Below are 25,872 nucleotides of genomic sequence, written 5' to 3'. Positions count from 1 at the left end.
ACAGCCTTCGGAGCGCGACATGACGGACAGCCGGTCGGATCAGGTACTCGTGGTCGGGGCGGGCCCGGTGGGACTGGTCACCGCCCACGAACTCGCCCGGCGGGGCGTCGCGGTACGGGTGGTGGACGCCGCCGAGGGGCCGTCCGCGACCAGCCGGGCCATCGCCACCCACGCCCGCACCCTGGAGATCTACGACCAGATGGGCGTGGTCGAGGGCGTTCTGGCGCGCGGCCGGGAGCTGCGCGCCTTCACCATGCACCGGGGCGGCCGGCAGCTGGTGCGGATGGGCGCCGACTACAGCCGGCTGCCCACCCGGTACCCGTTCACCCTGATGATCCCCCAGGCCGCCACCGAGGAGGTGCTGCGCGAGGCGCTGGCCCGGCGGGGGGTGAAGGTCGAATGGGGCGTGCGGCTGGAGGAGTTCACGCACTCCGCCGAGGGGGTACGGGCAGTGCTCCGGCACGAGGGGCCACAGGCGGCGGCCGAGACCGTGGCGGTGGACTGGATGGTGGGCTGCGACGGCGGGCACAGCGTGGTCCGCAAGAACCTGGGCTTCCCCCTGATCGGTGACGCGAGCGAGACCTGGTTGATCGCCGATGCCGAGGTGGAGACCGAGGCCCGGCCCGACAGCATCCACTGGATCAGCGTCGGCGGCGGAACGGTGATGCTGGTGCCGTTTCCCGAAGAGGGGCGGTGGCGGCTGCTGGACACGGCCGACGCCGCCTACCGGGGGGACCCCGAAGAGGTGGCTCGGCGGTTCGCCGCCAAGCTGTCGGCGGGGCTCGGCACACCGGTGACGGTCCGCACCCCCGACTGGGTGTCCGTCTTCACCATCCAGCAGCGCATGGTGCCGTCGATGCGCGCCGGACGCGTCCTGGTCGCGGGCGACGCGGCGCATGTGCACAGCCCGGCGTCGGGGCAGGGCATGAACACCGGGGTGCAGGACGCCTTCAACCTCGCCTGGAAGCTGGCGATGGTGGTGCGCGGCGAGGCGGATGCCGCACTGCTCGACTCGTATCCGGCCGAGCGGGTTCCGGTGGGCGAGAAGCTGCTGGGCTCGACGGCCCGGGCCACCGCGCTGGTGGCGCTCAAGGGCCGGCTGCAGGATCTGCTGCTGCCCGTGGTGATGGGTGTCGTACGCAGGACGAAGCCGCTGAAGGGAAAGATCGAACGGAAGATCATGGCGGCGATGTCGGCGCTGGACCTGCGCTACCCCGACTCGCCGCTGACGCTGGCGGATCCGGCGGGCGGCGGACACGCGCCCCGGCCGGGCCAGCGGGTGGCGCTGGTGGACGGGGTGCGCGCCGCGGCCCCCGGCTGGTCGGCGTTCCTGGAGGAGCTGCGGGACCCGCGATGGACACTGCTGGTCGCGGGCGCCCCGGCCGACCGGGTGGCCGAGAGCTGCGGCGCCTGGCTGTCGGTCCGCGAGGTCGCCGACGCGGTGGCCGTTCCCGGTGGGCTGGCCGACCCCGGGCGGGCGCTGCGCGACGCCCTGGGGCTGTCCACCGGCGGCTGGCTGCTGGTCCGCCCCGACGGCTATCTGGCCGCCCGGGGCGGCGACTTCTCGGTGGCAGCCTTCGCGCGGGCGGCCGGGGCGCTGGGGCTGCCCGGCGCCGGGGGCGGCGTCACACCTCGATGACGGGGTGGGCGCCGGCCGGTTCGTCGACGAGGGCGACGGCCCGCGTCCAGCCCGCCCCCGCGCCGCGCAGCTTCGTCGGCAGGCAGGAGAGCCTGAAGCCGAACGGCGCGGGGAGGGCGTCCAGGTTGTGCAGGCGCTCGATCTGGCAGTACTCACGGCGGCGGCCGGCGAAGTGGGCGGGCCACAGGACGCCCCGGTCGCCGCTCTCGCGGAATCTGCTCAGCATGTCCCCGAACGGGGCGTCGAGGCTGAACGCGTCGGTGCCGATCACCTTGATGCCGAGGTCGAGCAGGTAGTCGACGGCCTCGCCGTCCAGGCCGGTGAAGTCCGTGAAGTAGCGCTGGGTGCCGGCGTAGCGCCAGGCCCCGGTGTGCAGGACCACGATGTCGAGCGGCTGCGGCTCGTACCCCACCTCGGCGATCTTCTTGCGCACCACGTCGGCGCCCGTGGCGCCGGTGGGCTGGTCCTGGAGGTCGAGGACGACGGCGGGCCTGAGGAACCAGTCCAGGGGCAGTTCGTCGATGGTGCGCGGTGTCCCGTACTCGGTCACGGCGGCGGAGCCGTAGTGGGCGGGCGCGTCGACGTGCGTTCCGGTGTGGCTGGTGAGCGTGAAGGTGTCGAGGGAGAGCAGTTCGCCGCCCGGCAGTTCGGCGGGGTCGAAGTCGATGCCGAAGTGCTCCTTCATCTCGGACGCCATGTGGTGGGCGCCCTCGGCGGGGCTGAGCACGTGGTGGACCACCGGGTCCGGTTCCCAGGCGGTGGCGTCGACGGGGCTGGAGAGATCGATGATGCGCATGGGCTCAGGCCCTCGCCTTCGGACTGTGGGGTGTGGTGAACAGATCGGTGCGTACGCGCACCGGGGCGCGGCCGTGGGCGATACGGCGGGTGAGGACGCCGCCCAGCGGGCTGCGGGTGACCAGGCCGGCCAGGAGGGGCCGCACGGTGTCGGCGACGGGGTTCGGCCGGGCGAGCATGACCTTGGACTGGATGGTCTGGAAGCGGAAGACGGCGTCGATGGCGCTACTCCGCAGGGCGGTGTACCCCTCCAGGGTCCGCGTCCCGCTCCCCGCGTCCTGGAGGGCGTCGAGGAGCACCGGGTGGAGCACCGCCGCGTCCTGGAGGGCGAGGTTGATGCCCTGGGCGCCGAGCGGGCTGTGGGTGTGGGCGGCGTCTCCGATCAGGACGAGTCCGTCGCGTACCCACTCGGCGGCGCGGCCCGCGAAGACGTCGAGGAGCTTGAGGTCGGCGAGCGAGCCGAGCTGGTCCTCGATCAGGTCGGCGAACTCGGGCAGGGCCGACGTGAGCCGTGCCTTGATGGCGGGAAGCCCCCGCGCCGCCAGCTCGTTCCAGCTGCGGTGCGGCACCGTCCAGCCGATCTGGAGCCGGTCGGGGTAGGAGCTGTGGACGAGGACGGCCTGGCCGGCCGCGCGGTGCACCCTGACCCGGTCGACGGTTCTGCCCGGGGCGTCCACCTTGAACCAGACGACGTCCTGGTCGAAGAGGTCCATGCGCCCGGCGTCGATCCCGGCCAGGCGCCGGGTGCGCGAGTACCGGCCGTCGGCGCCCACCACGAAGGAAGCCCGCACGGCGGCGGTCGCGCCGCGGGGGCCGTCGGCGACGACTGCGGTGAACCGCCCGCCCTCCCGCACCAGTTCGTTCACCCGGTGGCCGCCGAGGTAGGTGAAGGAGGCGTGCCGGCGGCAGGCCGTCAGCAGTTCCTCCAGGATGTGCTGCTGGCCGATCGCCAGCAGATGGGCGTGCGGGCCGCCGAGCCGCTGGTAGTCGATGTCGAGGAGCGTTCTGCGGCCGTCGATGAGCTGGAAGCCCCGGTGCGGCCGGGAGCCGCGGTCCCGGGCGGCACCGAGCACGCCGAGCTCGTCGAGGACGTCCATGCCGCCGGGCTGGAGGATCTCCCCGCGGAACTCGCGCCTGAACCCGGCGGCACGCTCGATCAGCGTGACCCGCACGCCGGAGCGCACCAGCATGAGGGACAGGGCGAGTCCGGCCGGTCCGGCTCCGACGACGCAGACGTCGGTGGTGTGGTGTTCGGTCATCGCTGGCTCCAGATCTCGGCGGGCCCGGTCAGTCGAGGGCGCTGACGACGACGGCGGAGTTGAATCCCCCGCGCCCGCGCGCCAGGACGAGGATGTGGCGCAGCCCGGTCCGCAGCGGCTTGCCGCAGACCAGGTCCAGCGTGTGGTGGGGGGCGGCGGCGGTGTGCACGGTGGGCGGCAGCACCTGGTGGCGCAGGGCGAACAGGGCGGCGGCCAGGTCGAGCGAGGCGCCGCCCGCCCCGAGGCGGCCGGTCATGGTCTTGGGCGCGGTCACCGGCACGCAGTACGGGCCGAAGATCCGGCGGATGGTGTCGGCCTCCTCCCGGTCCGCGGCGGGATCGCCGGCCGCGTCGGCGAAGACGGCGTCGATGTCCTCCGGTTCGATACCGGCATCGGCGAGAGCGCCTTCGGCGGCCCGGCCCAGGCCCCCGGAGGCACCGGCGCCGGGGGCGGGGTCGAAGGCGGTCGCGTACCCGGTGATCGCGCCGTAGCCGACGGCGCCCCGTTCCCGGGCACTGGCGGCGTCCTCCAGGACCAGCAGCGCCCCGCCCTCGCCCGCGACATGCCCGCGGGCGTCGGCGGAGAACGGCAGGTAGGCGGCCTCGGGCCGGTCCTCGTCGCTGAGCCGGCCGTCGGCCAGCCGGGCCGTCCAGCCCCAGGGGCAGAGCGCGGAGTCCACACCGCCGGTGAGCATGAGCGGGGTGCCGGTGCGCAGCCGGCGACGGGCCATGGCCACCGCGTCGAGCCCGCCGGCGTCGTCGCTGACGACGACGCTGCCGGGGCCGCGCAGCTGGTGGCGGATGGAGATCTGGCCGGTGTTCACCGCGTAGAACCAGGCGAACGACTGGTAGACGCTCACGTATTCGCCGCCCTGGCTCCACAGGGCCTGCAGCTCGCGCTGGCCGAACTCGAACCCGCCGGCGGAGCTCGCGGTGACCACGCCGACGCCGTACTCGGCCAGCTGGGCGGGGTCCGCTCCGGCGTCCTGGAACGCCTCGGCGGCGGCGTAGAGCGCGAGGCGGGTCATCCGGTCGGTCTGCGGCAGGAGGCGGCCCGGCAGGTGGTCGGCGGCGTCGAAGCCGGGCACTTCCCCGGCGAGCCGGGCCGGGTAGCCGTCGGCGTCGAAGAGGGTGATCGGGCGGATGCCGCTCTCGCCGCGCAGGGTGGCCTGCCACCACGCCTGGGTGCCCAGGCCGTTGGGCGCGGCCACGCCGACTCCGGTGACCACGGCGGTCGTCGTCCTGGCGGGGGCCGGGGCGGTGGTCATCGGTTGTCCTTTCCGGGGGAGGTGAGCACCATCGCGCTCTGGAAGCCGCCGAATCCGCTGCCGACGGTCAGAACGGTGTCGACGGTGCGCTCCCGGGCGACCAGCGGGGTGTAGTCGAGGTCGCACTCGGGGTCGGCTTCGTGGAGGTTGGCGGTCGGGGGGACCGTGTCGTGTTCGATGGCGAGGGCGCTGGCGGCGATCTCCAGTGAGCCGATCGCGCCCAGGGAGTGGCCGATCATCGACTTGATGGAGCTGATGGGGACGTCGTAGGCGTGGCTGCCCAGGCTCTGCTTGAACGCCGCGGTCTCGTGCCGGTCGTTCTGCTGGGTGCCCGAGCCGTGCGCGTTGACGTAGTCCACGGCGGTGGGGTCCAGGCGCGCCTCGTCGAGGGCCCACCGTATGGCTTCGGCCATCTCCTTGCCGTCGGGCCGCAGTCCGGTCATGTGGAACGCGTTGCAGCGGGTGGCGAAGCCGGAGATCTCCGCGTAGGCGCGGGCGCCGCGGCGGCGGGCGTGGCCGAGTTCCTCCAGGACGAACACGGCCGAGCCCTCGCCGAGGACGAACCCGTTGCGGGTGCGGTCGAAGGGGCGTGAGGCGGTCTCGGGCTCGTCGTTGCGCGGTGAGGTGGCCCGGATCGCGTCGAAGCAGGCCACGGTGATCGGGGATATCGGCGCGTCGGTGGCTCCGGCGACCATGACGTCGGCCGAGCCCTCGCGGATCAGCTCGGTGGCGTGGCCGACCGCGTCGAGTCCCGAGGTGCAGCCGGTGGAGACCATGGCCACCGGGCCCTGTGCCCCGGCCTGCCGGGCCACTTCGGCGGCCATGGAGCTGGGCACGAAGTAGTCGTACAGCCAGGGCACGGCCCGGGTGTGGTCGACCTCCCAGTTTCGGCCGAAATGGCTCACCCGTGCGTACTCGCGGTCCAGTCCGGTGGTGCAGCCGACCGCGCTGCCCAGGGTGACACCGGTGCGCGCCGGGTCGTACTCCCCGGCGATGCCGCTGTCGCGGACCGCCTCGTCGGCACAGGCCAGCGCGAACTGCACGGCCCGGTCCAGGCGTTGGGCCCGGTCGGCCGTGAGCCCGTGGGCCGCCGGGTCGAAGTCGCACTCGGCGGCGATCCTGGAGCGGAACGAGGAAGCGTCGAACAGCGAGATGGGGCGGGTGGCGGTGCGGCCCGCGGTCAGCAGCGACCAGAACTCCTTGACCCCGTTGCCGCCGGGGGCGATCACGCCCATGCCGGTGATGACGACCCGTCTGTTCACGATGCGGTCTCCCAACCGATGCTGCTGCTGTCATGTAGTGCCGATGCGGTGGCCCAGCCGGTGTTCAGGGGCTCCAGCACCTGGGTGAGGAGGTCCGTCAGCGGCTGGTCCCCCACGAAGTAGTGGTCGCCCGGGACGGTGCGCTCGGTGAGACCGGCGAGGGTCCACCGGGACCAGCCGGCCATCGTCGCCGCGTCGGCCAGCGGGTCCGCCTCCCCGCTGACGGCCAGCAGCGGCACGTCGGCGGGCCGGGCCGCGGCGCGCAGCGCCCGGGCGAGGGTGAGGTCGTCGCGGAGCACCGGGAGCACGTACCGGCGCAGCACGGCGTCGGGCAGCGTGCGGGCGCTGGAGTGGCTGATCAGTTCCAGCAGCGCCTCCTCCCGGGGTGCTCCGGTGCCGAGGACGGGCACCGGAGCGTCCGGGGGCTGCGAGGCGCCGATGACGGCCAGCCGCGGCGGCTCGGCGGCGAACCGCCGCCACTGCGCCGCGATGTGCTGGGCGATCAGGCCGCCCATGCTGTGCCCGTAGAGCGCGTACGGACGGCCGGGCCGGTGGTCGACGACGGTGCGCAGTTCGCTGTGGAGCGCGGCCACCTCGGTGATCCGCGGCTCCCCGAAGCGGGCGTCCCGGCCCGGCAGCGGCACGGCGACGACCTCGACGCGGGGGCCCAGCCTCTGCTGCCAGGCGCCGAACGCCAGGCTTCCCGCACCGGCGTGGTGGAAGCAGTACAGCCGCAGCCGCCCGTCGTCGTCAGTCACTTCGCGCCCCTCCCTCGCGGGCCCGGTGGGGCCCGACACGGACACCCTGCCCCGGGCCGTTCGAGCTCGCTTCGAGGGGTTTTGAGGTCATGGAGGGACGGTGAAGACGCGCGCGAGCGCGGTGCGGCAGGAGAGCGTGCGGCATACACTCACGCGCAGTGGTCCGGCGCGGGGGCCGGGCCTTCACACGGGGAACCTCATGACGCACGTCTCATGGACCGCGGCGGCCGGGTCAGCGCTGCGCGCCCGCCGATGTCCGCAGCTTCTCCCACCAGTCGGGATGGCTGCGGTACCACTCCACGGTCTCGGCCAGCCCCTGCTCGAACGGCACGCGCGGCCGGTAGCCGAGCTCGCGGCGGGCCTTGCTGTCGTCGAGCGCGTACCGCCGGTCGTGGCCGAGGCGGTCGGCGACCTGGTGCACGCTGCTCCAGTCCGCGCCGCACAGCCGCAGCAGCCGGTCGGTCATCTCCCGGTTGGTCAGGGCCGTTCCCGCGCCGATGTTGTAGACCTCGCCGGCCCGCCCCCTGGTGAGGGCGGCGTGGATGCCCTGGCAGTGGTCGTCGACGTGCACCCACTCGCGGACGTTGTTCCCGTCGCCGTACAGGGGGACGCTCTGCCCCGCCAGCAGCCGGGTGACGAAGAGCGGGATGAGCTTCTCGATGTGCTGGTACGGCCCGTAGTTGTTGCTGCATCGGGTGAGGCGTACGTCCATGCCGTGGGTGGCGGCGTAGGCCAGGGCGATCAGGTCGCCGCCCGCCTTGGCGGCGGCGTAGGGGGAGTTGGGCCGTAGCGGCCACTCCTCCGTCCAGACGCCGTCGTCGATCGATCCGTACACCTCGTCCGTCGACACCTGGAGGAACCGGGGCACCTTCGCGAGCAGGCAGGCGTCCAGGAGGCACTGGGTGCCGCCGACGTTGGTGCGGATGAACTCGGCGGCGCCGTACAGGGACCGGTCGACATGGGATTCCGCGGCGAAGTTGACCACGGCGTCCTGGTCCACGACGAGACTCCGGATCAGCTCCGTGTCACCAATGTCCCCCTCGACGAAACGCAGCCGGGGATGACCGACGGGAATGTTCGCCAGGTTTCCCGCATAGGTCAGTTTGTCGACGACGGTGACATACGCGTCCTCGTATCCCTCATATCCGCCTTCGAGCATCGTACGGACGTAGTGCGAGCCGATGAAGCCGGCTCCTCCGGTGATGAGAATCTTCACGCCGCCACCTTTCGAAAAAGTGTTATGCAGGGCTCTTCTATTTGCACTGCAGGGGAGCCGAAGCAAATACTCCGGAGCGACCGGCACGACGGTCGCTCCGGAGTGCTGGCCGCTATCTATGCGGTGGTGCCGAGCGTGAGCGCGTCGCGCTGAAGACGCTGGAGCTCGGGCGAGGGAGCGAGGCCCAGCTCGCGGTCGAGAATCCGGCGCAGCGATTCATAGGCCTGGAGGGACTCGCCGCGTCGGCCGGACCGGCTCAGGGAAAGAATCAGCTTGCCGTGGAACCATTCGTTGAGCGGATACAGGGTGACCAGCGACCGCAGCTCGGCGATGAGCGCGCGGTGCCGGCCCAGCTGCAGATCGGCCTCGATGCGCAGCTGGGTGGCGTGGATCCGCTCCTCCTCCAGGTGCGCGATGCTGCCTTCGAGCAGGCGGCCCGCGGGCACGTTGGCCAGTGCCGGTCCGCGCCACAGCTGCAGCGCCTGGCGGAGCACCTGGCCCGCCTCGGCGGGCTTGCCCGCGGCGAGCAGCGCGCGCCCGCGGCTGGTCAGCCGCTCGAAGTCATGGAGGTCGAGCTGGCCCTGGCCGATGTTGAGCAGGTAGCCCGGGGGCCGGGTGATGAAGAGCTCCTCGGCCCGGGGCCCCACCTCGCGGGCGAAGAGCTTGCGCAGGTGGTAGATGTACGTCTGCGCCGTGGTGACCGCGCTGCGCGGCGGCCTCTCACCCCACAGCTCCTCGATGAAGGAGGTCGTGTCCACCACGTGGTTGGCACGAAGGATCAGCAGGGCGAGAACGCCCCGGACCTTCGGGGCGGTGGGTGTGCAGCTGAGGTCGTCCTGGAGGACTTCCAGCGGTCCGAGCACTCTGAACTTGAGGTCGCGCGGCTGGATTTCCTGCACGACGGAACCCTTCATCGGCATGACGCCATTCCCCCATTCGTGAAGCTGGTCAAGCTTCCTTGCGGACCGGCCGCGGCTGGTTGGACCGCGAATCGCGAACCAGCATCCTTTCACCCTGGAGGACCTCTCCCCGCTCCAGAAAGCAACGTCGGGTTCGGCGACTTCCAGATTAGTTGAACAGAAACCGGCTGCTCGCCCGAGATTAGCCCAGCAAAAAATGGATGGCAAGCGATCTCTACAGCCTTTGGAGGCGGCTCCAAAGGCGTCCGAATCGACCGGTCCAGCGTGGGCAATTTTCCACTTTGCCCCGTTTGAAGAGACACGCTTCAGAGTCGACGGGTCACCGGTAGTGAGAAGGCCGGAGAGAGGGAACCCGGCTCGAATGCGGCACTAAGAGGGCTTTAAGCAGCCTCGAAAACCCTTAGGGATATTAAGACTCCGTTTTTACTCGGACCGGTTTGTGCGCAGCACGGGAAGGTGCTAATGAACCGGACCCGCGAGGCCCCTCGAGAGGTGGACCCATGACCGACACCGCGCCGCCCGCCCCGGTTCCGCAACCGGCCGCGGCACAGCCCCCGGACGCCGCGCTCGCCGCCGCCGTGCTCGCCCGGCATCCCGAGGTGGCCCAGGTCGCGGTGGTGCCCGGCGGGACCGACGCGCGGGACGGCACCGCCCCGACCCCGGCGACCGCCCTCGTGGTGCCGCGCCTGGACCGCGACCGGGCCCGCCAGGAACTGCGCCTGCTGTGGAACGCCGTCGCCGACAGCACCGCGGCCGGGGCCCCGGCCTTGGGGACGGACTTCGACACCAGCGGCTGGACCAGCAGTTACACCGGAGCGCCGATCCCCGAGCCGGAGATGCGCGAATGGGTGGCGCACTCGGTGGCCCTGCTGCGCGAGGCGGAACCCGCCACCGTGCTCGAACTCGGCTGCGGCACCGGCCTGCTGCTGCTCCGCATCGCCCCGGACACCCGCCGCTACGTCGCCCTCGACCTGTCGCGCCCCATCCTCGACGGCCTCGCCGTCGCCGTCGGGCGGGCCGGGCTGAGCCAGGTGGAGCTGCACCAGGGCGAGGCCACCGGGGCCGAGCGCTTCGCCGGGGCCGGATTCGACCTGGTGGTCTGCAACTCCGTCGTGCACTACTTCCCCGACGAGGAGTATCTGCGCACCACGGTGGCCGCCGCGGTACGGGCCGCCGGGCCCGGCGGCCGGGCGGTCGTCGGAGACGTACGGGACCACTCCCTGGCGAAGGCGTTCCACGCGTCCGTGGTCCTGGCGCAGGCCGAGGGCGGGGCGACGGGCGACGCGCTGCGGCAGGCGTGGCGCCGGCGGCTGCGCGAGGACCCCCAGATGTCCGTCGCGCCGCAGTGGTTCACCGCCCTGGCCGCGGGGGACGGCGAGGTGTCCTGCGCCGAGGTGCGGCCCCGGCGCGGGGCGGCCCGCAACGAGATGAACGGCTTCCGGTTCGACGCCGTGCTCCACCGGGAGGCGCGCCTGCTGGACATCGGCGACTGGCGCGAGTGGTCCGCCGCGTCCCTGACGGTGGACGCGGTGGACCGGCTCCTGGCCGGCCGGCCGCGCGCGCTCGGCCTGCTGGGGATCCCCAACGCCCGTACGGCGGGGGCCGCCGCGGTCGCCACCGCGCTCGCCGGCCCCGACATCCCCTCGGCCACGGAGCTGCGCCGCCTCTCGCGCTCGCACGACGGCGCGGGCGTCGACCCGGAGGCGCTGTTCGCGCTGGCGGCCCGCCGGGGATACCGGTGCCACCTCAGCCGGGCCCGGGGCGCGGCCGACGGCTCCTTCGACGCGGCCTTCCTGCCCGAGGGGGACGGCGTGCGGGGCCTGCTCCCCCGCTTCCCGCGCTCTTCCGGCGGCCCGGCCGGAGCGCAGGTGACCGAACCGGTGGTGCAGCGGGTGCTCGGGCTCGCGCGCAAACGGCTGGTGCCGCGGCTGCGCGCCCTGGCGGAGGCCGAACTGGCCCCCGCACAGCGCCCCGAGCGGTATGAGGTCGTGCCCGAGCTGCCCTGAGCTGCGGCCGGGCCGGTGCCGGGAGACCGAGTGGGGGGAGCGGCGGCGCCGCTCCCCCCACTCGGCCGTTCGGTCCCTTCGGTCCGTTCGGCCCATCCAGTTCGTTCGGTCCGTTCGGTCCGTTCAGTTCGTTCGGTCCGTTCGGTCCGTTCAGTTCGTTCGGTCCGTTCGGTCCTGCACCGGCTACCCCAGCGCCAGGCGCTCCAGAGCCGCGATGTCCGTCTTGCCGTTGTCCGTCACCGGCAGCCGGTCCACGACCGCCCACAGCGCGGGCACCGCGTGCGCGGGCAGCACCTGCGCCATGAACTGCCGCAGCTCGTCGACGAGTTGGTCCGCCGGATCGGCGACGACGGCGGCGAGCATGCGCCGGGACTGCGGCCCGTCGCCGACGGTGGCCACCAGCGAGTCGCGGACCGCCGGGTGCGCGGCGAGCCTGCCCCGTACCTCTTCGAGCTCGATCCGGTAGCCGCGGATCTTGACCTGGTGGTCGCGGCGGCCGAGGAAGCGCAGCCGGCCCTCCCCGTCCCAGCGCACCAGGTCGCCGGTGCGGTAGACGCGCCGGGTGTCGTCGGCCGGGACCGGCCCGAACGCGGCGCGGGTGCGCCGCTCGTCACCGAGGTAGCCGTGCGCGACCCCGTCGCCCAGCACGCACAACTCGCCCACCGCGCCGGGCGCGACCAGTTCGCCCCGGTCGTCCAGGACCAGTACCCCGGTGCCCGCGACGGGGCGCCCGATCGGCACCGGGGAGCCCGCCTCGCACACGTCGTCCATGTGGTGCACCGTGGTCAGCGTGGTGTTCTCGGTCGGCCCGTAGCCGTTGCTGACCCGCAGTCCCGGGTAGCGCTCCAGGAGCGTGCGCACCTGCTCCGGCGGTACGACGTCGCCGCCCGCCATGACCTGCCGTACGGCGGCGAAGGCATCGGGGCGGTGCTCGACCACCAGCCGGAACAGCCCCGCCGTCAGCAGGGCCACGGTGATGTGCCGCTCGGTGAGGAACTCCGCGAGCTCCGCGGCCGAGACCGGCCGCTCCGGGTAGGCCACGACGGTGGCGCCGGTGGCCAGCGGCACGAACAGCTCCACCGTGGAGACGTCGAACGACAGCGGGGCCAGCCGCAGAAAGCGCTCGCCCGGCCCGGTGCGCAGCGCCTGACGGTCCGCCAGCAGCCGTGCCACACCGCGCTGCGGGACCTGGACCGCCTTGGGCCGCCCGGTCGATCCGGAGGTGAAGGTGAGGTAGGCGACCCGCTCCGGGTCGGCCGCCGCGGCGGGCGGCGCCGCCGTGTCCGCGTGGGAGCCGGCCGGGTCCACCGGCTCGACGCGCGCACAGCCCTCGGGGGCGAGCGAGGCGAGCAGGCGGGCGTGGTCCCCGGAGCCGAGGACGGCCTTCGGCCCGCAGCCGGCGAGCATGTCCCGGAGGGTCTCCGGGGGGTACGCGGTGCCCAGCGCGGTATAGGCGGCGCCGAGCCGCAGGACGGCGAGCACGGCCACCGCCTCGGCGGCCGACCGCTCCACCGCCACCACCACGTGTTCCCCCTGCCCCACCCCGGCCTCGGCGAGGCGGGCGGACTGGGCGACGGCGGCCTCGTACAGCCGCCGGTAGGTGAGGCTGGTCCCCGAGGCGGGGTCCTCCACCGCGACGAGGTCCGCGTGGTCGGCCGCGGCACGCTCGAAGCTCTGCCAGATCCCCTGCGCCGAAGAGACCGGAGCCCCTTCGCCCAGCTCGCGGATCAGCTCGTGCTGACGATGCGTCAGGCCCCGTACCCGGGCCAGCGGGAGCCCGGGGTCTGCCGCGAGTTCGACGAGCGCTCCCCGGAAGGAGTCGGCGAGCTCGGTGGCCTCGGCGAGCGTGAGCACCGAGGTGGCGTACTCCAGGGCGACCCGGGGACTGGCGCCCCACCGCTGCACGTACAGGGAGACGTCGGCCGCGGTGCCGCCGCAGTGCCCCTCGTGGATCGCGATGTCGAGTTCCGCGGCGCGCAGGTGCAGCGGCACCAGGTCGTCGTGGGCCGAGAAGACCGCCTGGACCAGCGGGATCCGGCGGTCGTCGGGCATGCCGCCGAGACCGGCCACCAGGTCCTCGAAGGGAACGTCGGCGGCCTCCAGGGCCTCGGTCAGAGCGTGCGAGGTCGCGCGCAGGTAGTCGGTGACCGGGGCGTCGTCGGCGAGTTCGCAGCGTACGGGCAGCAGGGCGCTGCACGGTCCGAGCAGCCGCATGATCTCCGAGCCGGCGCGCTCGGCCGAGGAGATGCCGACCAGCAGGTCGCGGGTGCCGGCACGGCGCCCGAGAGCCAGTGCCCAGGCGGCGAGCAGCACGACCGTGCGGCTCAGGCCGGTGCGCGCGCACAGGTCCTCGCACGCCTGGCGGGCCGCCTCGCCGATGCCGAAGTACAGCCGCTTGCCGGTGAAGTCGAACGACGCCGGGCGTACGAGGTCGCTCGGCAGCTCCAGCACCTTCGGCGCGTCGGCCAGTTGGGCCGTGCGCCGCGCCAGGAGCTGCGCGGTGCGGCCGGAGGCGGCCGAGCGCTCGGCGCGGGTGACGAGGAGGTCGGGCGAGGGCGAGGGCACCTCGTCGATGTCCGCGCCTTCCCGAAGCGCCTGGTAGAGCTGCGCGAACTCGTTCCAGAAGACACCCACGCCCCAGCCGTCCGCGGCCACGGCGTGGTGCAGGAACGTCAGCAGGTGGTGCTCGGGGCCGAGCGCCGTCAGGACGAACGCCACCGGGGGACGGCGGGTGGGCTGGAGGAACTGCTCGCTCACGGAGGCCAGATGGGAGTGCACCACCTCGACCGCGTCGTCGCCGTCGGCGGCCGACAGCGTCAGCCGGGTCACCGGCACATGCCAGCGCGGCAGGACCCGCCGCAGGTGGCGGCCGTGCTCGGCCACGTACACGGTCCGCAGCTCCTCGTGGCGGGCCACCAGGTGGTCCAGGGCCGCGTGCAGGGCCGGGCCGTCCAGCGGGCCGGTGAGTTCGGCGGTGACCATCATGTGCAGCGCCGAACCGCCGATGAACTGCTGGGTGAGCAGCATGCTCTCCTGGCCCGGCAGCACCGGCCGCAGCTCGTCGGCGGGCCGGTGCCCGACCACCGCGTCCGGGCCGGCCGGCGCCGGGCCGCCCGCCTCGGCGGGGGCCGTCGCCAGCGCGGCGGTCAGGACCTCGGCCAGCGGGACCAGACCGAGCAGCCGGGCCAGGTCGACGCCGACGCCGAGCAGTTCCTCCGCCTGGGCCACGAACGCGACGGCGCCCAGGGAGTCACCTCCCAGCGCGATGAAGGACCGGTCGGCCGCCTCGGCGCGCCAGGCCGGTCCGGGCTGCGTGCCGAGCGTCTCGCAGACGAGCCGTTCCAGCCGCTCGGCGCGGGAGACCGCGCCCGTGGACAGTGCCGCTTGGGTCATTCCTCGTGAGCCTTTCCATCCGCCGCAAAGAAGTTCGGAGCGTGCCGCGTTGGTGCCGCCGGTGCCCCGGCGGGCCACGTCATGCCAGGTCGTCGCGGGTGACCCGGCGGTCCAGGACCAGCAGGTCGCCGTCCTCGCCCCGGACCAGCGTGTCCTCGCAGACCGTGCTGCGGTGCAGGGCCGGCTCACCGCCGAGCGGCACCTGGAGCACCACGGCGTACGACCGGGCGCGCACCGTCGTGTCGTCGACGCGCTCGACGGCGAGCATGCCGAGCCAGTGCCGGTGCACCAGGCCCTGCTCGGCCAGCCGGTCCTGGGCGGCCTGGGCCGCGGCGCCGATCGCGGCCCGGCCCTCGGCGGGGGCGGGCAGGCCGTTGGCGGCGAAGACGCCGTCCTCGGTGAAGGTGGCCGCCCATTCGGCGCACCGGCGGGTGTCCAGCAGCTGCATCTGGCGGGCGTAGAAGTGCTGTACCTCGACGTACAGCTCGACGTCGGCGGTCTGGGCGGGCACCGTCGAAGCGGTCAGCGGACCGGGCACGGCAGATCCTTTCCTGGGGTGCGGCCACCGCGGTCGTGGGGGCCGTCAGACTCTGTCCGGGCGCATCCTGCTGAGCCGCCTTGGAGCGCGCTTCGAGCTCCCGTCGACGCCCCTGGCCGCGCCGCCCGCCGCCCGTCCGGCTCGGTCCCGCGTCGAACCCCGCTCGAAGCGCCGTTGCCAGGCTCGGGCCATGACGAACGAACAGCGCCGTGTCGCCCTGGTCACCGGGGCGACGAGCGGTATCGGGCTCGCTGTCGCCGAGGCCCTGGCGGGCTCCGGTGCACGGGTGTTCATCTGCGCGCGCAGCGCCGACACGGTGGCCGCGACGGTGCAGGCCCTCACCGACCGGGGCCTGGAGGTGGCCGGGGCCGCCTGCGACGTACGGTCGCGCGAGGACGTGGCGCATCTGGTGCGCACGGTCGTGGACCGCTTCGGCACCATCGACATCCTGGTGAACAACGCCGGCCGCAACGGCGGCGGGGTGACCGCGGACCTCTCGGACGACGTCTGGTACGACGTCATCGACACCAACCTCAACAGCGTCTTCCTGGTCACCCGCGAGGTGCTGACCACCGGCGGGATGCGCGACAAGGCGTGGGGCCGGATCATCAACATCGCCTCCACCGGCGGCAAGCAGGGCGTCGTCCTGGGCGCGCCCTACTCGGCCTCCAAGCACGGGGTCGTCGGTTTCACCAAGGCGCTCGGCAACGAGCTGGCCAGGACCGGTGTCACGGTCAACGCGGTGTGCCCCGGGTATGTGGAGACGCCGATGGCGCAGCGGGTGCGCTCCGGCTACGCCGACCACTGGGGCGTCTCGGAGGGCGAGGTGCTGGACCGCTTCGAGGCGAAGATCCCGCTCGGCCGGTACAGCACCCCCGAGGAGGTCGCCGCGCTGGTCGGCTATCTGGCCACCGACGCCGCCGCCCCGATCACCTCCCAGGCCCTGAACGTCTGCGGCGGTCTCGGCAACTACTGAGCACGCGCCCGCCCGGACCCATCCGGCCGGCGCACCAGCCACAACGAGGAAGAGAGCGCGGTGTCACAGCCCACGACGCACTTCACGGAACATTCGGTCTCCATCGCCGCACCGGCCGACATCACCTACGCACTGATCGCGGACGTGACGGGCTGGCCCCGGCTGTTCGCCCCCACCGTGCACGCGGAGCGGGTCTCGGGCGACGACGAGCAGGAGGTCATCCGGCTCTGGGCCCTGGCCAACGGCGAGGTGCGTACCTGGACCTCGCGCCGCCTGCTGGACCCCCGGGCCCGCACGGTCGCCTTCCGCCAGGAGGTCTCGCAGCCCCCGGTCGCCGCCATGGGCGGCGAATGGCGGATCACGGCGCTGCCCGACGGGGGCTGCGCCGTCGACCTGCTCCACGACTACGCGGCCGTCGACGACGACCCGGACGGCCTGGACTGGATCGAGCGGGCCGTCGACCGCAACAGCAGGGCCGAACTCGCCGCGCTGAAGACGGCGGCCGAGCAGCACGAGCGGACCGGCGAGCTGGTGATGTCCTTCGAGGACAGCGTGGACATCGCGGCCTCCGCGGCCGAGGTGTACGCCTTCATCGACCGCAGCGACCTGTGGCCCGAGCGGCTTCCCCACGTCTCGCGCCTGGAGCTCACCGAAACCGTTCCCGGGCTCCAGCTGATGACCATGGACACCCGCTCCCCCGACGGCACCGTGCACACCACGGAATCGGCGCGGGTCTGCTTCGAGGACACCCGTATCGTCTACAAGCAGACGCGGGTGCCCGCCATCATGACGGCCCACACCGGGGAGTGGACGTTCAGGCCCACCGCCGACGGTGTACGCGCCACGTCCCGGCACACGGTGGCCATCAACCCCCACACGGTGCGCGACCTGCTGGGCGAGTCGGCGACCGTCGCCGACGCCCGTCAGGCCGTACGCAGCGCACTGGGCACCAACAGCCTGGCCACCTTGAACCTCGCCAAGACGCACGCGGAGTCGGACCGTGGCTGAGGACCGGGCGCCGTCCGGCACGGTCGACGGGCTGCTGGCACGGGCCGCGCGCCGCCATGGGGACCGCGTCGCCGTGCGCGGCACGGCGCCCGGCTCCCTCTCGCTGACCTTCGCCGAGCTCGACGCGGCGGCCGACCGGTGGGCCGCCGCCATCCAGGCGCTGATCGGGTCGGACGGGCAGAACGTGGCGCTGGCCTCGCCGCTGGACCCGGCCTTCGCCGCGGCCTTCCACGGCATCGTGCGCAGCGGCAACGTCGTCGTCCCCGTCAACCCGCTGCTGCGCGCCGGTGAGCTGCGCCATCTCCTGGGCACCACCCGGGCACGGCTGGCCGTCGTCACCGACGCGATCCGCGAGGAACTGCGCCCGCTGCGTGCGGAACTGCCGTATCTGGGCGACGTGGTGCTGCTCGGCGAGGAGTGGCCGCAGGGCCGCCCGGCCGCCGTCGCCCACCCGGCGGACACCGCCTGTCTGCATTTCACCAGCGGGACGACCGGACTGCCGAAGGCGGCGGTGCTCAGCCACGCGAACCTGCTCGTGAACGCCGGGCAGATCGCCCGCGCACACGCCCTGGACGACGGCTCGGTCACCGTCAACCACCTGCCCAAGTACCACCTGATGCACCTGAACTCCGCGTTGAGCGCGGGCGCCACCCAGGTGCTCTGCCCCGATCCCGACCCGGTGGCGGCGGTGCGGGCGGCGAACACGCACCGGGCGACGCACTACTACAGCATCCCCGTACGCCTGAACCGGCTCGCCGCCGACGCCCGTCTGCCGGAACTCGCCCTCGACACCGTGCGGCTGATCGCCTCGGGCGGCTCCGCGCTGGGCGCCGCGTCCGCCGCGGCCCTGCGCGACCACTTCCGCATCCCCGTGATCCAGGGCTACGGACTGGCGGAGACGTCACCGCTCACCCACAGCGACGGGCCGCGGTCGCCGCGGCCCGGTTCGGTGGGAACCGTGGTGGAGGGGACCGAGTGCCGGATCGTCGACCCGGAGACCGGCCGTGCGGTGCCGGTGGGCGAACGCGGCGAGGTCCAGGTGCGCGGCCCGCAGGTCATGCGCGGGTATCTGGAGGGGCCCTCGCCCCTCGACGCGGAGGGCTGGCTGGCCACCGGTGACATCGGCCGGGTGGACGAGGACGGCTATCTGTTCCTGGTCGACCGGATCAAGGACGTCTTCAAGTGTGACAACTACCTGGTCTCGCCGGCCGAGGTGGAGCGGGCCCTGAGCGCTCATCCCGCCGTCGCCGACTGCGCGGTGGTCGACCTGCCCGATCCCCTCAGTGGCGCGGTCGCGGCCGCGCTGGTCGTCCTGGCCGATCCCGCCGCCTCTCTCCCTGCCGTGGTGGCGGAGGTGAACGCGGCTCTCCCCTACTACCAGCACGTCCGGCACGCCGAGCCGGCGGACGCGGTTCCCCGGTCCGCGAACGGAAAGATCGAGCGCAGACAGCTGCGCGAGGAGCTCATGCAGCGGCGGGCACCCGTCCCGCCCCGTCCCGGAGGTAACGAAGTGTCAGATTCGCCCCAGCCGACCATCGCCGTCACGAAGTTCACGGTGAAGGCGGACACCGCCGAGTTCGAGCAGGCGTTCAAGGAGCACGCGGAGTTCATGCGCAGCCGCCCCGGCTTCCAGCGCGCCCACCTGGTCCGCTCGGCGCGCACGCCCGAGGTCTACGTCAACGTGGGGTACTGGGACGACACCGCCTCCTACCTCGCGGTGCTCCAGTCCGAGGAGTTCCGCTCCCACCTGGGGCTGTTCGCCCGCCTCGCCGACGTCGAGCCGTTCCAGGGGCCGGTGGTGTCCACCCTGGAGCCGGGCGCGGCATGAGCGAGCCGACGACCGGCAGCACCCTCGGCCTGGAAGGGCGCACCGCCGTGGTCACCGGCGGCACCCGGGGCCTGGGCCTGGCCATCGCGCGCAAACTGGTCGCGTGCGGCTGCGACGTGGTCCTGGGCTACGGCAGCAGCGACGAGGACGCGGCGCGTGCGCTGAGCAGCCTCGACGGCCTCAAGGGCGGCGCGACGGCGTTCCGGGCCGACCTGGGCGAACCGGACGCGGTGGACAGGCTGCTGGAAGCGGTACGGGAGCGCCACGGCCGCCTGGACGTCTTCGTCCACAACGCGGCGACCTGGACCCCGATGCCGGCGACGGCGGCCGACCACGCGGCCCTGCACACCGACATCGCCACGGCGGTGGACCCGCTGCTGCGCGCGGCGGCCCTGCTGCCCGGTCTGATGCCGCCCGGCGGGCGCATCGTCGCCGTCTCCAGCACCGGTGCGCGCCAGGTCGTGCCCGGATACGTGAGCCTCGGCCTCGCCAAGGCGGCGCTGGAGTCGCTGGTGGGCTATCTGGCGGTGGAGCTCAGCAAGCACGGCATCGCCGTCAACGCGGTCTCCACGGCCAAGCTCGACAAGGACCCCGGCGCGGCCAAGGGCCCCGTGGAGGCGGCCCTCGCCTCCCGGACCCCGGGCGGCAGGCTGACGGTGCCGTCCGACGTCGCCGACGTGGTCGCGCTGCTGTGCACGGACGAGGCGGCGTGGCTGCGCGGCCAGGTCGTCACGGCCGACGGAGGTCTGGGCCTGCGCCCCTGACCACGCCGGGTGCGGGTATGCCGCTGGGCCCCACCCCCCTCGCGGGGTGGGGCCCAGCGGCATACCCGGCACCCCGTCAGCCCTCGGTGCGCATCCGCTCGTACCAGGCGAGGCACTCCTCGTAGGTGGGCAGCAGGCCGGCCCGCGCGGCCTGCGCGACGGTCGGCGCCTCGGCGTCCTTGCGGGACATGACCGGGACACCGTCGGTGTCCCACGGCAGCGCCAGCTCGGGATCGAAGGGGTCGATCTCCAGCGGGGTGCCGGGCACATAGGCGGTGGAGCAGAGGTAGCCGACACAGGCGTCGTCGGTCAGCGCGACGAAGCCGTGCCCCACCCCCTCCGGAACGAACACGGAGGCACCCTCCTCGGCCCGCAGCACATTGACGTCGTGCACCCCGAAGGTGGGCGACCCCAGGCGGATGTCCACGACGATGTCCCTGACCGCACCGCGATGGCAGGTGACGACCTTCGCCTGCCCCGGCGGGAGCAGCACGCTGTGGATGCCCCGCAGCACCCCGCGGCGGGACACCGAGTAGTTGATCTGTCTGGGCGTGAAGGAGCGGCCGATCGCCTCGGGTACGTCCGAATCCTTGAACGCCTCGTAGAAGCTGCCGCGCTCGTCCAGCAGGAGGCGGGGACGCAGCAGATAGCACCCAGGCACGGTCAACGGGTGGATCTCCATGACCGGGAGGCTACGGACGTCCCCTTGAGGATCGGACAAGGCCGGTGCGTGCGGCACCCGTTCCTTGAGGACGGCTCGAAGCCGGCCGGGCAGCATCCGGTGCCATGACGGACAAGGACGACGACGAGCGGCGGCCGGTACGGCTGGGAGTGCTGGGCTGCGCGGACATCGCGTGGCGGCGCACCCTGCCGGCCGTGGTGGCACAGCCGCTGGTGGACCTGGTCGCGGTGGCCAGCCGCGACGCGGACAAGGCGGAGCGTTTCGCGGAGCGGTTCGGCTGCGCCGCGGTCACCGGGTACCAGGAGCTGCTGGAGCGGGACGACATCGACGCGGTGTACGTGCCGCTGCCCGCGGGGCTGCACGCACAGTGGATCGAGGCGGCCCTGCGGGCGGGCAGACACGTCCTGGCGGAGAAACCGCTGACCACGGACGCCGCCACGACCGCGCGTCTGGTGGACCTGGCGCGCGGACGCGGGCTGCTGCTCATGGAGAACTTCATGTTCACCTACCACGCGCAGCACGCCGAGGTGCGGCGGCTGGTCGCCGACGGCGCCATCGGCGAACTGCGGGCGTTCTCCGCCGCGTTCACCATCCCCGAGCTTGCCGACGACGACATCCGCCACCAGAGCGCGCTCGGCGGCGGCGCACTGCTCGACGTCGCCGGCTACCCGGTGCGGGCGGCCGAGCTGTTCCTCGGCGACGGGCTGGAGGTCGTCGGCTCCGTCCTGCGCCACTGCCCCCGGCGGGGCGTCGACATGGCGGGCGCCGCGCTGCTGCGCACCCCGTCCGGGATCACCGCCCAGCTCACCTTCGGCATGGAGAACGCCTACCGGTCGTCGTACGAACTGTGGGGCAGCACCGGGCGGATCACCGTGCCGCGCGCCTTCACCCCGCCCCCGGACCACCGCCCGGTGATCCGCGTCGAGCGGCAGGAGGGCACCCGGGAGATCACCCTGCCCGCCGACGACCAGTTCGCCAATGTCGTCCGGGCCTTCGCCCGCGGTGTCCTGGACGGCGGCACGCTGCCCCACGCGACCGGACACGGCCCGGACGCCGCCGTACGCCACGCCTGCCTGGTCGACGAGATCCGCCGGCTCGCCTCCTGACCCCCCCTGCGCCCCCAAGGACTTCGACATGCGCATTCTGTTCACCACGTACGCCGCCCGGCCGCACTTCTATCCGATGGTGCCGCTCGCCTGGGCCTGTCTCAACGCCGGCCACGAGGTACGGTTCGCCAGCACCCCGGAGCTGATGGACACCGTCCACGCCTCCGGCCTGCCCGGTGTGTCGGTCGGGGCCGACATCGACGCCGACTCCTGGTACCGGCGCGGCACGTTCGTCCCCAAGCCGGCCGCCGACGACGAGTCGGAGGTCGACGTCTGGATGCGGGTCACCGACCAGCTGGCCGAGAAGCAGTTCAGTGTCTGCGAGCACATGGCCGACGACCTGGTGGACTACTGCCGCCAGTGGCGCCCCGACCTGATCGTGCACGACCCGGTGACCTTCGCGGGCCCGGTGGCCGGACAGGTCCTCGGCATTCCCACGGTGAGTCATCTCTACGGCCTCGCCCGGCTGCTGCGGCTGGACATCAAGGACTGGGTGGGCACCGAGCACCGCCCCGGCTATCTGGACCTCTTCACGCGCCGGGGCGTCGAGCCGCTGCTGCACCCCGAGGCCTGGATCGACCCCTGCCCGCCGGGGCTGCGCTGGCCCGGGCAGCGCGAGATCGACCGCGTCCAGATGCGCTACATCCCCTACAACGGCCCGGGCGCCGAGCCGTCCTGGCTCTCCCGGCGGCCCTCGCGTCCTCGTGTCCTGGTCACCTGGGGGACCTCGCAGCAGAAGAAGCTGGGGGTGGGCATCATCGAGCTGTTCGCGGAGATCACCCGCAGCGCGGCCTCGCTGGACGCCGAGGTCGTCCTGACCGTCGGCGCCATGGAGCCCGAGCACCGCGCCCACCTCGGCGATCTGCCGGACAACGTGCGCACCGTCGACTGGATCCCGCTCGGCGCCCTCGTGCAGAGCTGCCAGGCCATCGTGCACACCGGCGGCACGGGCGTGATGATGACCGCCGCGGCCTACGGGGTGCCCCAGCTCGGCATCACCAAGATTCCCGAGGGACGGTTCAACGTGGAGCGTCTGGTCGCGGTGGGGGCGGGCCGCCATCTGCCGCAGGACGAGGTCGACACGGCCGGTGTGCGCTCGCACGTGTCGGCGCTGCTGGAGGACGCCTCCTACCGGGACGGCGCGGCCGCGCTGCGCCAGGAGATCGAGGAGCAGCCGGGGCCCGCGGCGGTCGTCCCCGCGCTGGAGCGGATCGTCGCCGAGGCGGGGGCCGCGCGGTGACGGCCGGCACGACCGCGGGCCCGGTGCTGCGCAGGCCCGGTAACCGGCTGGAGCGGCGCGCCGTCGGCTACTGGACCGTGCGCGCGGCCGCCGCCTGGCTGCTGCTGCTCGGGGCGCAGGGCCTGTGGTCGCTGTTCGGGCCCGACGGGCACGGCACGCTCCGCCAGGCCGCGCTCGCCGCGACCGCCGTGGCCGGCGCCGCGCACACCCTCGTGATGCCGTCCTGGCGCTATCGCGTGCACCGCTGGGAGGCGGCCCCCGAGGCGCTCTACACCCAGACCGGCTGGCTGGTGGAGGAGCGCCGGATCGCACCGGTCTCGCGCATCCAGACCGTCGACACCGCACGCGGCCCGCTGGAACAGCTCTTCGGCCTCACCAACGTCACGGTCACCACCGCCTCGGCGGCCGGTCCCCTGGTCATCCAGGGGCTCGGCCACACGGCGGCCATGGAGCTGGCGGCCTCGCTGACCCAGCGCGCCCAGCTGGCGAAGGACGATGCCACGTGAGCACCCCTCCCCCCGCTGATCCGACGCCTTGGCGGCGGCTGCACCCGAGGATGCTCGCGGTGCAGCCCCTGCACGAGTTCGTCCGCGCGCTGCCCGTCCTGATGGCGATGCTGGTCGTGGGCCTGAGCACCGGAAACGGCGAACAGTGGTCCCTGCTGGCCTCGGTGGCCACGATCCTGCTCGGCCCGGTGCGCTGGTACACCACCGCCTACCGGGTCACCGCGGACCAGGTGCAGCTGCGCCGCGGGCTGCTGCGCCGTGAGGTGACCTCGGTGCCGCGCGAACGGGTGCGCAGCGTCGACGTCACCGCCCACCCGCTCCACCGCATACTGGGCCTGGCCCGGGTCGAGATCGGCACCGGCAGCGCCGATCGCGGCGCCGAGCGGCGCCTGCGTCTGGACGCGCTGAGCGCCGCCGACGCGGACCGGCTGCGGGCCGAACTGTTCCGCGCGGGCTCCGCGCGGCCCGAGGCCGGGGCGCTGGTCGCCTTCCGGCCCGGGTGGCTGCGGTACGCGCCGCTCAACGTGGGCGGCCCCGTACTCCTCGCGCTGCTCGCCGCGCTGCTGCACGAGATGCGCCTCGACCCGTGGCACACGGCTCCCGCGCATGCTCTGGCGGACCGGCTGAGCGGCAGCCATCCGTGGAGCGGTGTGCTGGAGGCGGCGCTTTTGGCCATCGCGAGCACCATGGCCGCGTCCACGCTGTTCTACGCCGTGATGTTCGGCAACTTCCGGCTCTCCCGGCTGCCCGACGGCACCCTGCGGACCGCGCACGGCATGCTGACCACCCGGACCGTCACGGTCGAGGAGCGTCGCGTCCACGGCATCGAGATCGGCCGGACCCTGCCCGTACGCGCGCTGGGCGGGGCCAGGTGCGTGGCGATCACCACGGGGGTGCGCCCGGGCCGCGGCGGCGGCGCGCTGATGGTGCCGTCGGCACCGGTGGACGAGGTCCGCCGGGTGGCGCGCGCCGTGCTGGGCACGCCGGATCCCGTGGACTGCGCGCTGGCCCCGCGTCCGCGGCGGGCGCTGCGGCGCCGGCTGGTGCGGGCGCTGCTGCTGGGCGTGGCGGGGGCCGCGCTCTTCACGGCGGCCGTGCGGTGGTGCGCGGTGCCGGTGTGGCCGTGGCCGGCCGTGGCCCTGCTGCTGCCGCTCGGTGCGGCGGCGGCGCTCGACGGGTACCGGGCGCTGGGCCATGCCCTCACCGGCCCGTACGTGGTGGGCCGCTCGGGTGTGCTGGTGCGGCGTCACTGGGCGCTGTCGCGCCGGGGTGTGGTCGGGCTGCGGCTGCGCGGCTCGTACTTCCAGCGGCGGGCCGGTCTGGTGACGCTCATCGCCACCACCGCCGCCGGACGCCGCCGTTACGACCTGCCCGATCTGGCCGTGGACGAGGCGCTGCGGGTGGCCCGGGAGCTGGTTCCGGGCCTGCTCGACCCGTTCCTGGAACCGGCCCCGGACGGGTCCGCGCCGACGGCTCAGACGAGCGAGGCCAGGACCGGTACGAGCTCGGCCGGAGCCGGCTGAGCGGCGATCTCGGCGGCCAGGGCACGGGCCTGCTCGCGGAACCCGGTCCCGGCCGCGCCGTCGTCCCCGGCGGTCAGGCCGGTGACCGCGGCCGCCAGGGCGCCGGGGTCGGTCTGGTCCGCGCCCTGCAGCACCATGCCCACCCCCCGCCGGGCCAGTCCCGCCGCGCAGTCCGCGAGGGCGGGGTGCGGCGGGGGCAGCAGCAGCTGCGGCACACCGCGGGCGCAGGCGGTCATCGCGGTGCCGGTGCCACCGTGGTGGATCACCAGGTCGCAGGAGCCGAACAGCGCGTCCAACGGCGCCCGTTCGACGATCCGGAACCGGTCGGGCAGCGGCTTGAGCAGCGGGCGGACCGTCTGCGGCACGGTCATCACCACCTCCGGGCCGGTGTGCGGCAGCAGGGCCCGGGCGACGGCGTCGAGCCGCGCCGCCAGGTCGCCGCCCTCGATGAAGTCGGCGCCCGACTGGGCCGCCTGGCTGCCGAAGAGCCCGAACGTCACGCACACCCGGCGCCGCTCGGCCCGGCGCGCCCACGGCGGTATCGGCTGGGCGCCGTTGAACGGGACGAACCGGACCGGCCGCACACCCGCCGGGGCATCGAGCCTCAGGCTCGGCGGGCAGGGGTCGAGGGTCAGCGCGGGCTCGGGCAGTCCGCGCGTCGCGCCGAGCCGGGCCGCGGGCTCGGCCAGCAGCGCACGGGCCCGCGCGATCGCGTCGGCGCTCAGCGAGTCGGGGCCTCCCCAGCGCTGGACGACGGCGGGCACGTCGAGAACGGCCGCGACGACCAGGCCGGTGAACTCGATCGGGTCGCACAGCACCAGGTCGGGGCGGAACTGCCGGGCCGCGGCGAGGAATCCGTCGACCACCCGCCCCACCCGCACCTGCCAGGGATGCCCGCCGGCCGGCCAGGCCCGCCCCGCGAAGGCGCGCCGCTGCCCCGAGGTGAGCGCCTGCGCCAGACCCCCCGGTCCCGGGTCCGTCCCGGCGGTTGGTGCGGCGGCCTCCGTGCCGGGGGCCGGCACCGGCAGCTCCGCCGCCTCGGCGGCGGGCAGTCCGGCCCGCCGGGCCGCCTGAGCGACCTCGGCGCGCCCCACGACCAGCACCTCGTGCCCGGCCGCCCGGGCCGCCCAGGCCATGGGGACCATACAGAGCAGATGGCTCGGCGCGAGCGCCGCGACGAGCATCC

General features: G+C 73.8%; 21 protein-coding genes. 10 read left to right on the top strand and 11 right to left on the bottom strand.

What is annotated here, in order from left to right; genetic code table 11:
• The first annotated feature begins 19 nt into the window (after window positions 1-19).
• Window positions 20-1,639, top strand: a complete 1,620-nt coding sequence (locus tag AB0G17_RS20030) for an FAD-dependent oxidoreductase (RefSeq protein WP_361384106.1) — start codon at window positions 20-22, stop codon at window positions 1,637-1,639.
• Here the strand turns inward: AB0G17_RS20030 and AB0G17_RS20025 are convergent.
• The 7 genes from AB0G17_RS20025 to AB0G17_RS19995 form a co-directional block, all read right to left on the bottom strand.
• Window positions 1,626-2,435: a cyclase family protein gene (locus AB0G17_RS20025; protein ID WP_361384103.1), complete on the bottom strand. Its 810-nt coding sequence runs from the start codon at window positions 2,433-2,435 to the stop codon at window positions 1,626-1,628. The two genes, AB0G17_RS20030 and AB0G17_RS20025, sit on opposite strands and share 14 nt — an antisense overlap.
• 4 nt (window positions 2,436-2,439) lie before the next feature.
• Window positions 2,440-3,693, bottom strand: a complete 1,254-nt coding sequence (locus AB0G17_RS20020; protein ID WP_361384100.1) for an FAD-dependent monooxygenase — start codon at window positions 3,691-3,693, stop codon at window positions 2,440-2,442.
• A gap of 28 nt (window positions 3,694-3,721) precedes the next feature.
• Entirely contained in the window at window positions 3,722-4,960 is a 1,239-nt protein-coding gene (locus AB0G17_RS20015; protein WP_361384097.1) for a ketosynthase chain-length factor, read from the bottom strand.
• The gene (locus tag AB0G17_RS20010; RefSeq protein WP_361384094.1) at window positions 4,957-6,222 is read right to left on the bottom strand and encodes a beta-ketoacyl-[acyl-carrier-protein] synthase family protein; all 1,266 of its coding nucleotides are present in this window, start codon (window positions 6,220-6,222) and stop codon (window positions 4,957-4,959) included. Before AB0G17_RS20010 ends, AB0G17_RS20015 begins: the two co-directional genes overlap by 4 nt.
• Window positions 6,219-6,980, bottom strand: a complete 762-nt coding sequence (locus AB0G17_RS20005; RefSeq protein WP_361384091.1) for an alpha/beta fold hydrolase — start codon at window positions 6,978-6,980, stop codon at window positions 6,219-6,221. The genes AB0G17_RS20010 and AB0G17_RS20005 overlap by 4 nt, the downstream gene beginning before the upstream one ends.
• A 232-nt stretch (window positions 6,981-7,212) precedes the next feature.
• A complete protein-coding gene (rfbB, locus tag AB0G17_RS20000; protein ID WP_361384088.1) occupies window positions 7,213-8,196 on the bottom strand; it encodes a dTDP-glucose 4,6-dehydratase in 984 nt (327 codons plus the stop codon).
• Between the two features lie 116 nt (window positions 8,197-8,312).
• Window positions 8,313-9,116, bottom strand: coding sequence for an AfsR/SARP family transcriptional regulator (locus AB0G17_RS19995; RefSeq protein ID WP_361384085.1), 804 nt, complete (start codon window positions 9,114-9,116; stop codon window positions 8,313-8,315).
• Between the two features lie 500 nt (window positions 9,117-9,616).
• On the opposite strand from AB0G17_RS19995, the gene AB0G17_RS19990 reads away from it, so the two are divergent.
• Entirely contained in the window at window positions 9,617-11,122 is a 1,506-nt protein-coding gene (locus AB0G17_RS19990; RefSeq protein WP_361384082.1) for a methyltransferase domain-containing protein, read from the top strand.
• A gap of 183 nt (window positions 11,123-11,305) precedes the next feature.
• Here the strand turns inward: AB0G17_RS19990 and AB0G17_RS19985 are convergent, their stop codons facing one another.
• Window positions 11,306-14,515 carry an amino acid adenylation domain-containing protein gene (locus AB0G17_RS19985; protein WP_361384079.1) on the bottom strand — a complete coding sequence of 1,070 codons (3,210 nt, stop codon included), beginning with the start codon at window positions 14,513-14,515 and terminating at the stop codon, window positions 11,306-11,308.
• Between the two features lie 79 nt (window positions 14,516-14,594).
• Window positions 14,595-15,053 (bottom strand): nuclear transport factor 2 family protein, encoded by a 459-nt coding sequence (locus AB0G17_RS19980; protein ID WP_361384076.1) that lies wholly within the window; start codon window positions 15,051-15,053, stop codon window positions 14,595-14,597.
• Between the two features lie 190 nt (window positions 15,054-15,243).
• Between AB0G17_RS19980 and fabG the strand changes: the two genes are divergently transcribed.
• Genes fabG through AB0G17_RS19960 form a run of 4 tightly spaced genes read left to right on the top strand, consistent with a single transcriptional unit; the run spans window position 15,244 to window position 19,629 of the window.
• Window positions 15,244-16,029, top strand: a complete 786-nt coding sequence (fabG, locus tag AB0G17_RS19975; protein ID WP_361384073.1) for a 3-oxoacyl-ACP reductase FabG — start codon at window positions 15,244-15,246, stop codon at window positions 16,027-16,029.
• A 60-nt stretch (window positions 16,030-16,089) separates the two neighbouring features.
• On the top strand, window positions 16,090-17,037 hold the full coding sequence (locus AB0G17_RS19970) for an aromatase/cyclase (protein ID WP_361384070.1): 948 nt from the start codon (window positions 16,090-16,092) through the stop codon (window positions 17,035-17,037).
• Window positions 17,030-18,865 carry an AMP-binding protein gene (locus AB0G17_RS19965; protein WP_361384067.1) on the top strand — a complete coding sequence of 612 codons (1,836 nt, stop codon included), beginning with the start codon at window positions 17,030-17,032 and terminating at the stop codon, window positions 18,863-18,865. The genes AB0G17_RS19970 and AB0G17_RS19965 overlap by 8 nt, the downstream gene beginning before the upstream one ends.
• Window positions 18,862-19,629 carry an SDR family oxidoreductase gene (locus AB0G17_RS19960; protein WP_361384064.1) on the top strand — a complete coding sequence of 256 codons (768 nt, stop codon included), beginning with the start codon at window positions 18,862-18,864 and terminating at the stop codon, window positions 19,627-19,629. Before AB0G17_RS19965 ends, AB0G17_RS19960 begins: the two co-directional genes overlap by 4 nt.
• Before the next feature lie 76 nt (window positions 19,630-19,705).
• Here AB0G17_RS19960 and rfbC read toward each other — a convergent pair whose 3' ends face one another.
• Window positions 19,706-20,311 (bottom strand): dTDP-4-dehydrorhamnose 3,5-epimerase, encoded by a 606-nt coding sequence (gene rfbC / locus AB0G17_RS19955; protein WP_361384061.1) that lies wholly within the window; start codon window positions 20,309-20,311, stop codon window positions 19,706-19,708.
• 104 nt (window positions 20,312-20,415) lie between these two features.
• On the opposite strand from rfbC, the gene AB0G17_RS19950 reads away from it, so the two are divergent.
• Genes AB0G17_RS19950 through AB0G17_RS19935 form a run of 4 tightly spaced genes read left to right on the top strand, consistent with a single transcriptional unit; the run spans window position 20,416 to window position 24,686 of the window.
• A complete protein-coding gene (locus AB0G17_RS19950; protein ID WP_361384057.1) occupies window positions 20,416-21,417 on the top strand; it encodes a Gfo/Idh/MocA family oxidoreductase in 1,002 nt (333 codons plus the stop codon).
• Between the two features lie 28 nt (window positions 21,418-21,445).
• Window positions 21,446-22,657 carry a nucleotide disphospho-sugar-binding domain-containing protein gene (locus AB0G17_RS19945; protein WP_361384054.1) on the top strand — a complete coding sequence of 404 codons (1,212 nt, stop codon included), beginning with the start codon at window positions 21,446-21,448 and terminating at the stop codon, window positions 22,655-22,657.
• Window positions 22,654-23,163, top strand: coding sequence for a PH domain-containing protein (locus AB0G17_RS19940; protein WP_361384051.1), 510 nt, complete (start codon window positions 22,654-22,656; stop codon window positions 23,161-23,163). Before AB0G17_RS19945 ends, AB0G17_RS19940 begins: the two co-directional genes overlap by 4 nt.
• Window positions 23,160-24,686: a PH domain-containing protein gene (locus AB0G17_RS19935; RefSeq protein WP_361384048.1), complete on the top strand. Its 1,527-nt coding sequence runs from the start codon at window positions 23,160-23,162 to the stop codon at window positions 24,684-24,686. Before AB0G17_RS19940 ends, AB0G17_RS19935 begins: the two co-directional genes overlap by 4 nt.
• On the opposite strand, the gene AB0G17_RS19930 is transcribed toward AB0G17_RS19935, so the two are convergent.
• Entirely contained in the window at window positions 24,638-25,870 is a 1,233-nt protein-coding gene (locus tag AB0G17_RS19930) for a nucleotide disphospho-sugar-binding domain-containing protein (RefSeq protein WP_361384250.1), read from the bottom strand. The two genes, AB0G17_RS19935 and AB0G17_RS19930, sit on opposite strands and share 49 nt — an antisense overlap.
• Between the last annotated feature and the right edge of the window lie 2 nt (window positions 25,871-25,872).

The organism is Streptomyces sp. NPDC023838 (assembly GCF_040639555.1).
Taxonomy (GTDB): domain Bacteria; phylum Actinomycetota; class Actinomycetes; order Streptomycetales; family Streptomycetaceae; genus Streptomyces.
This window is presented reverse-complemented; position numbering and strand designations above follow the sequence as displayed.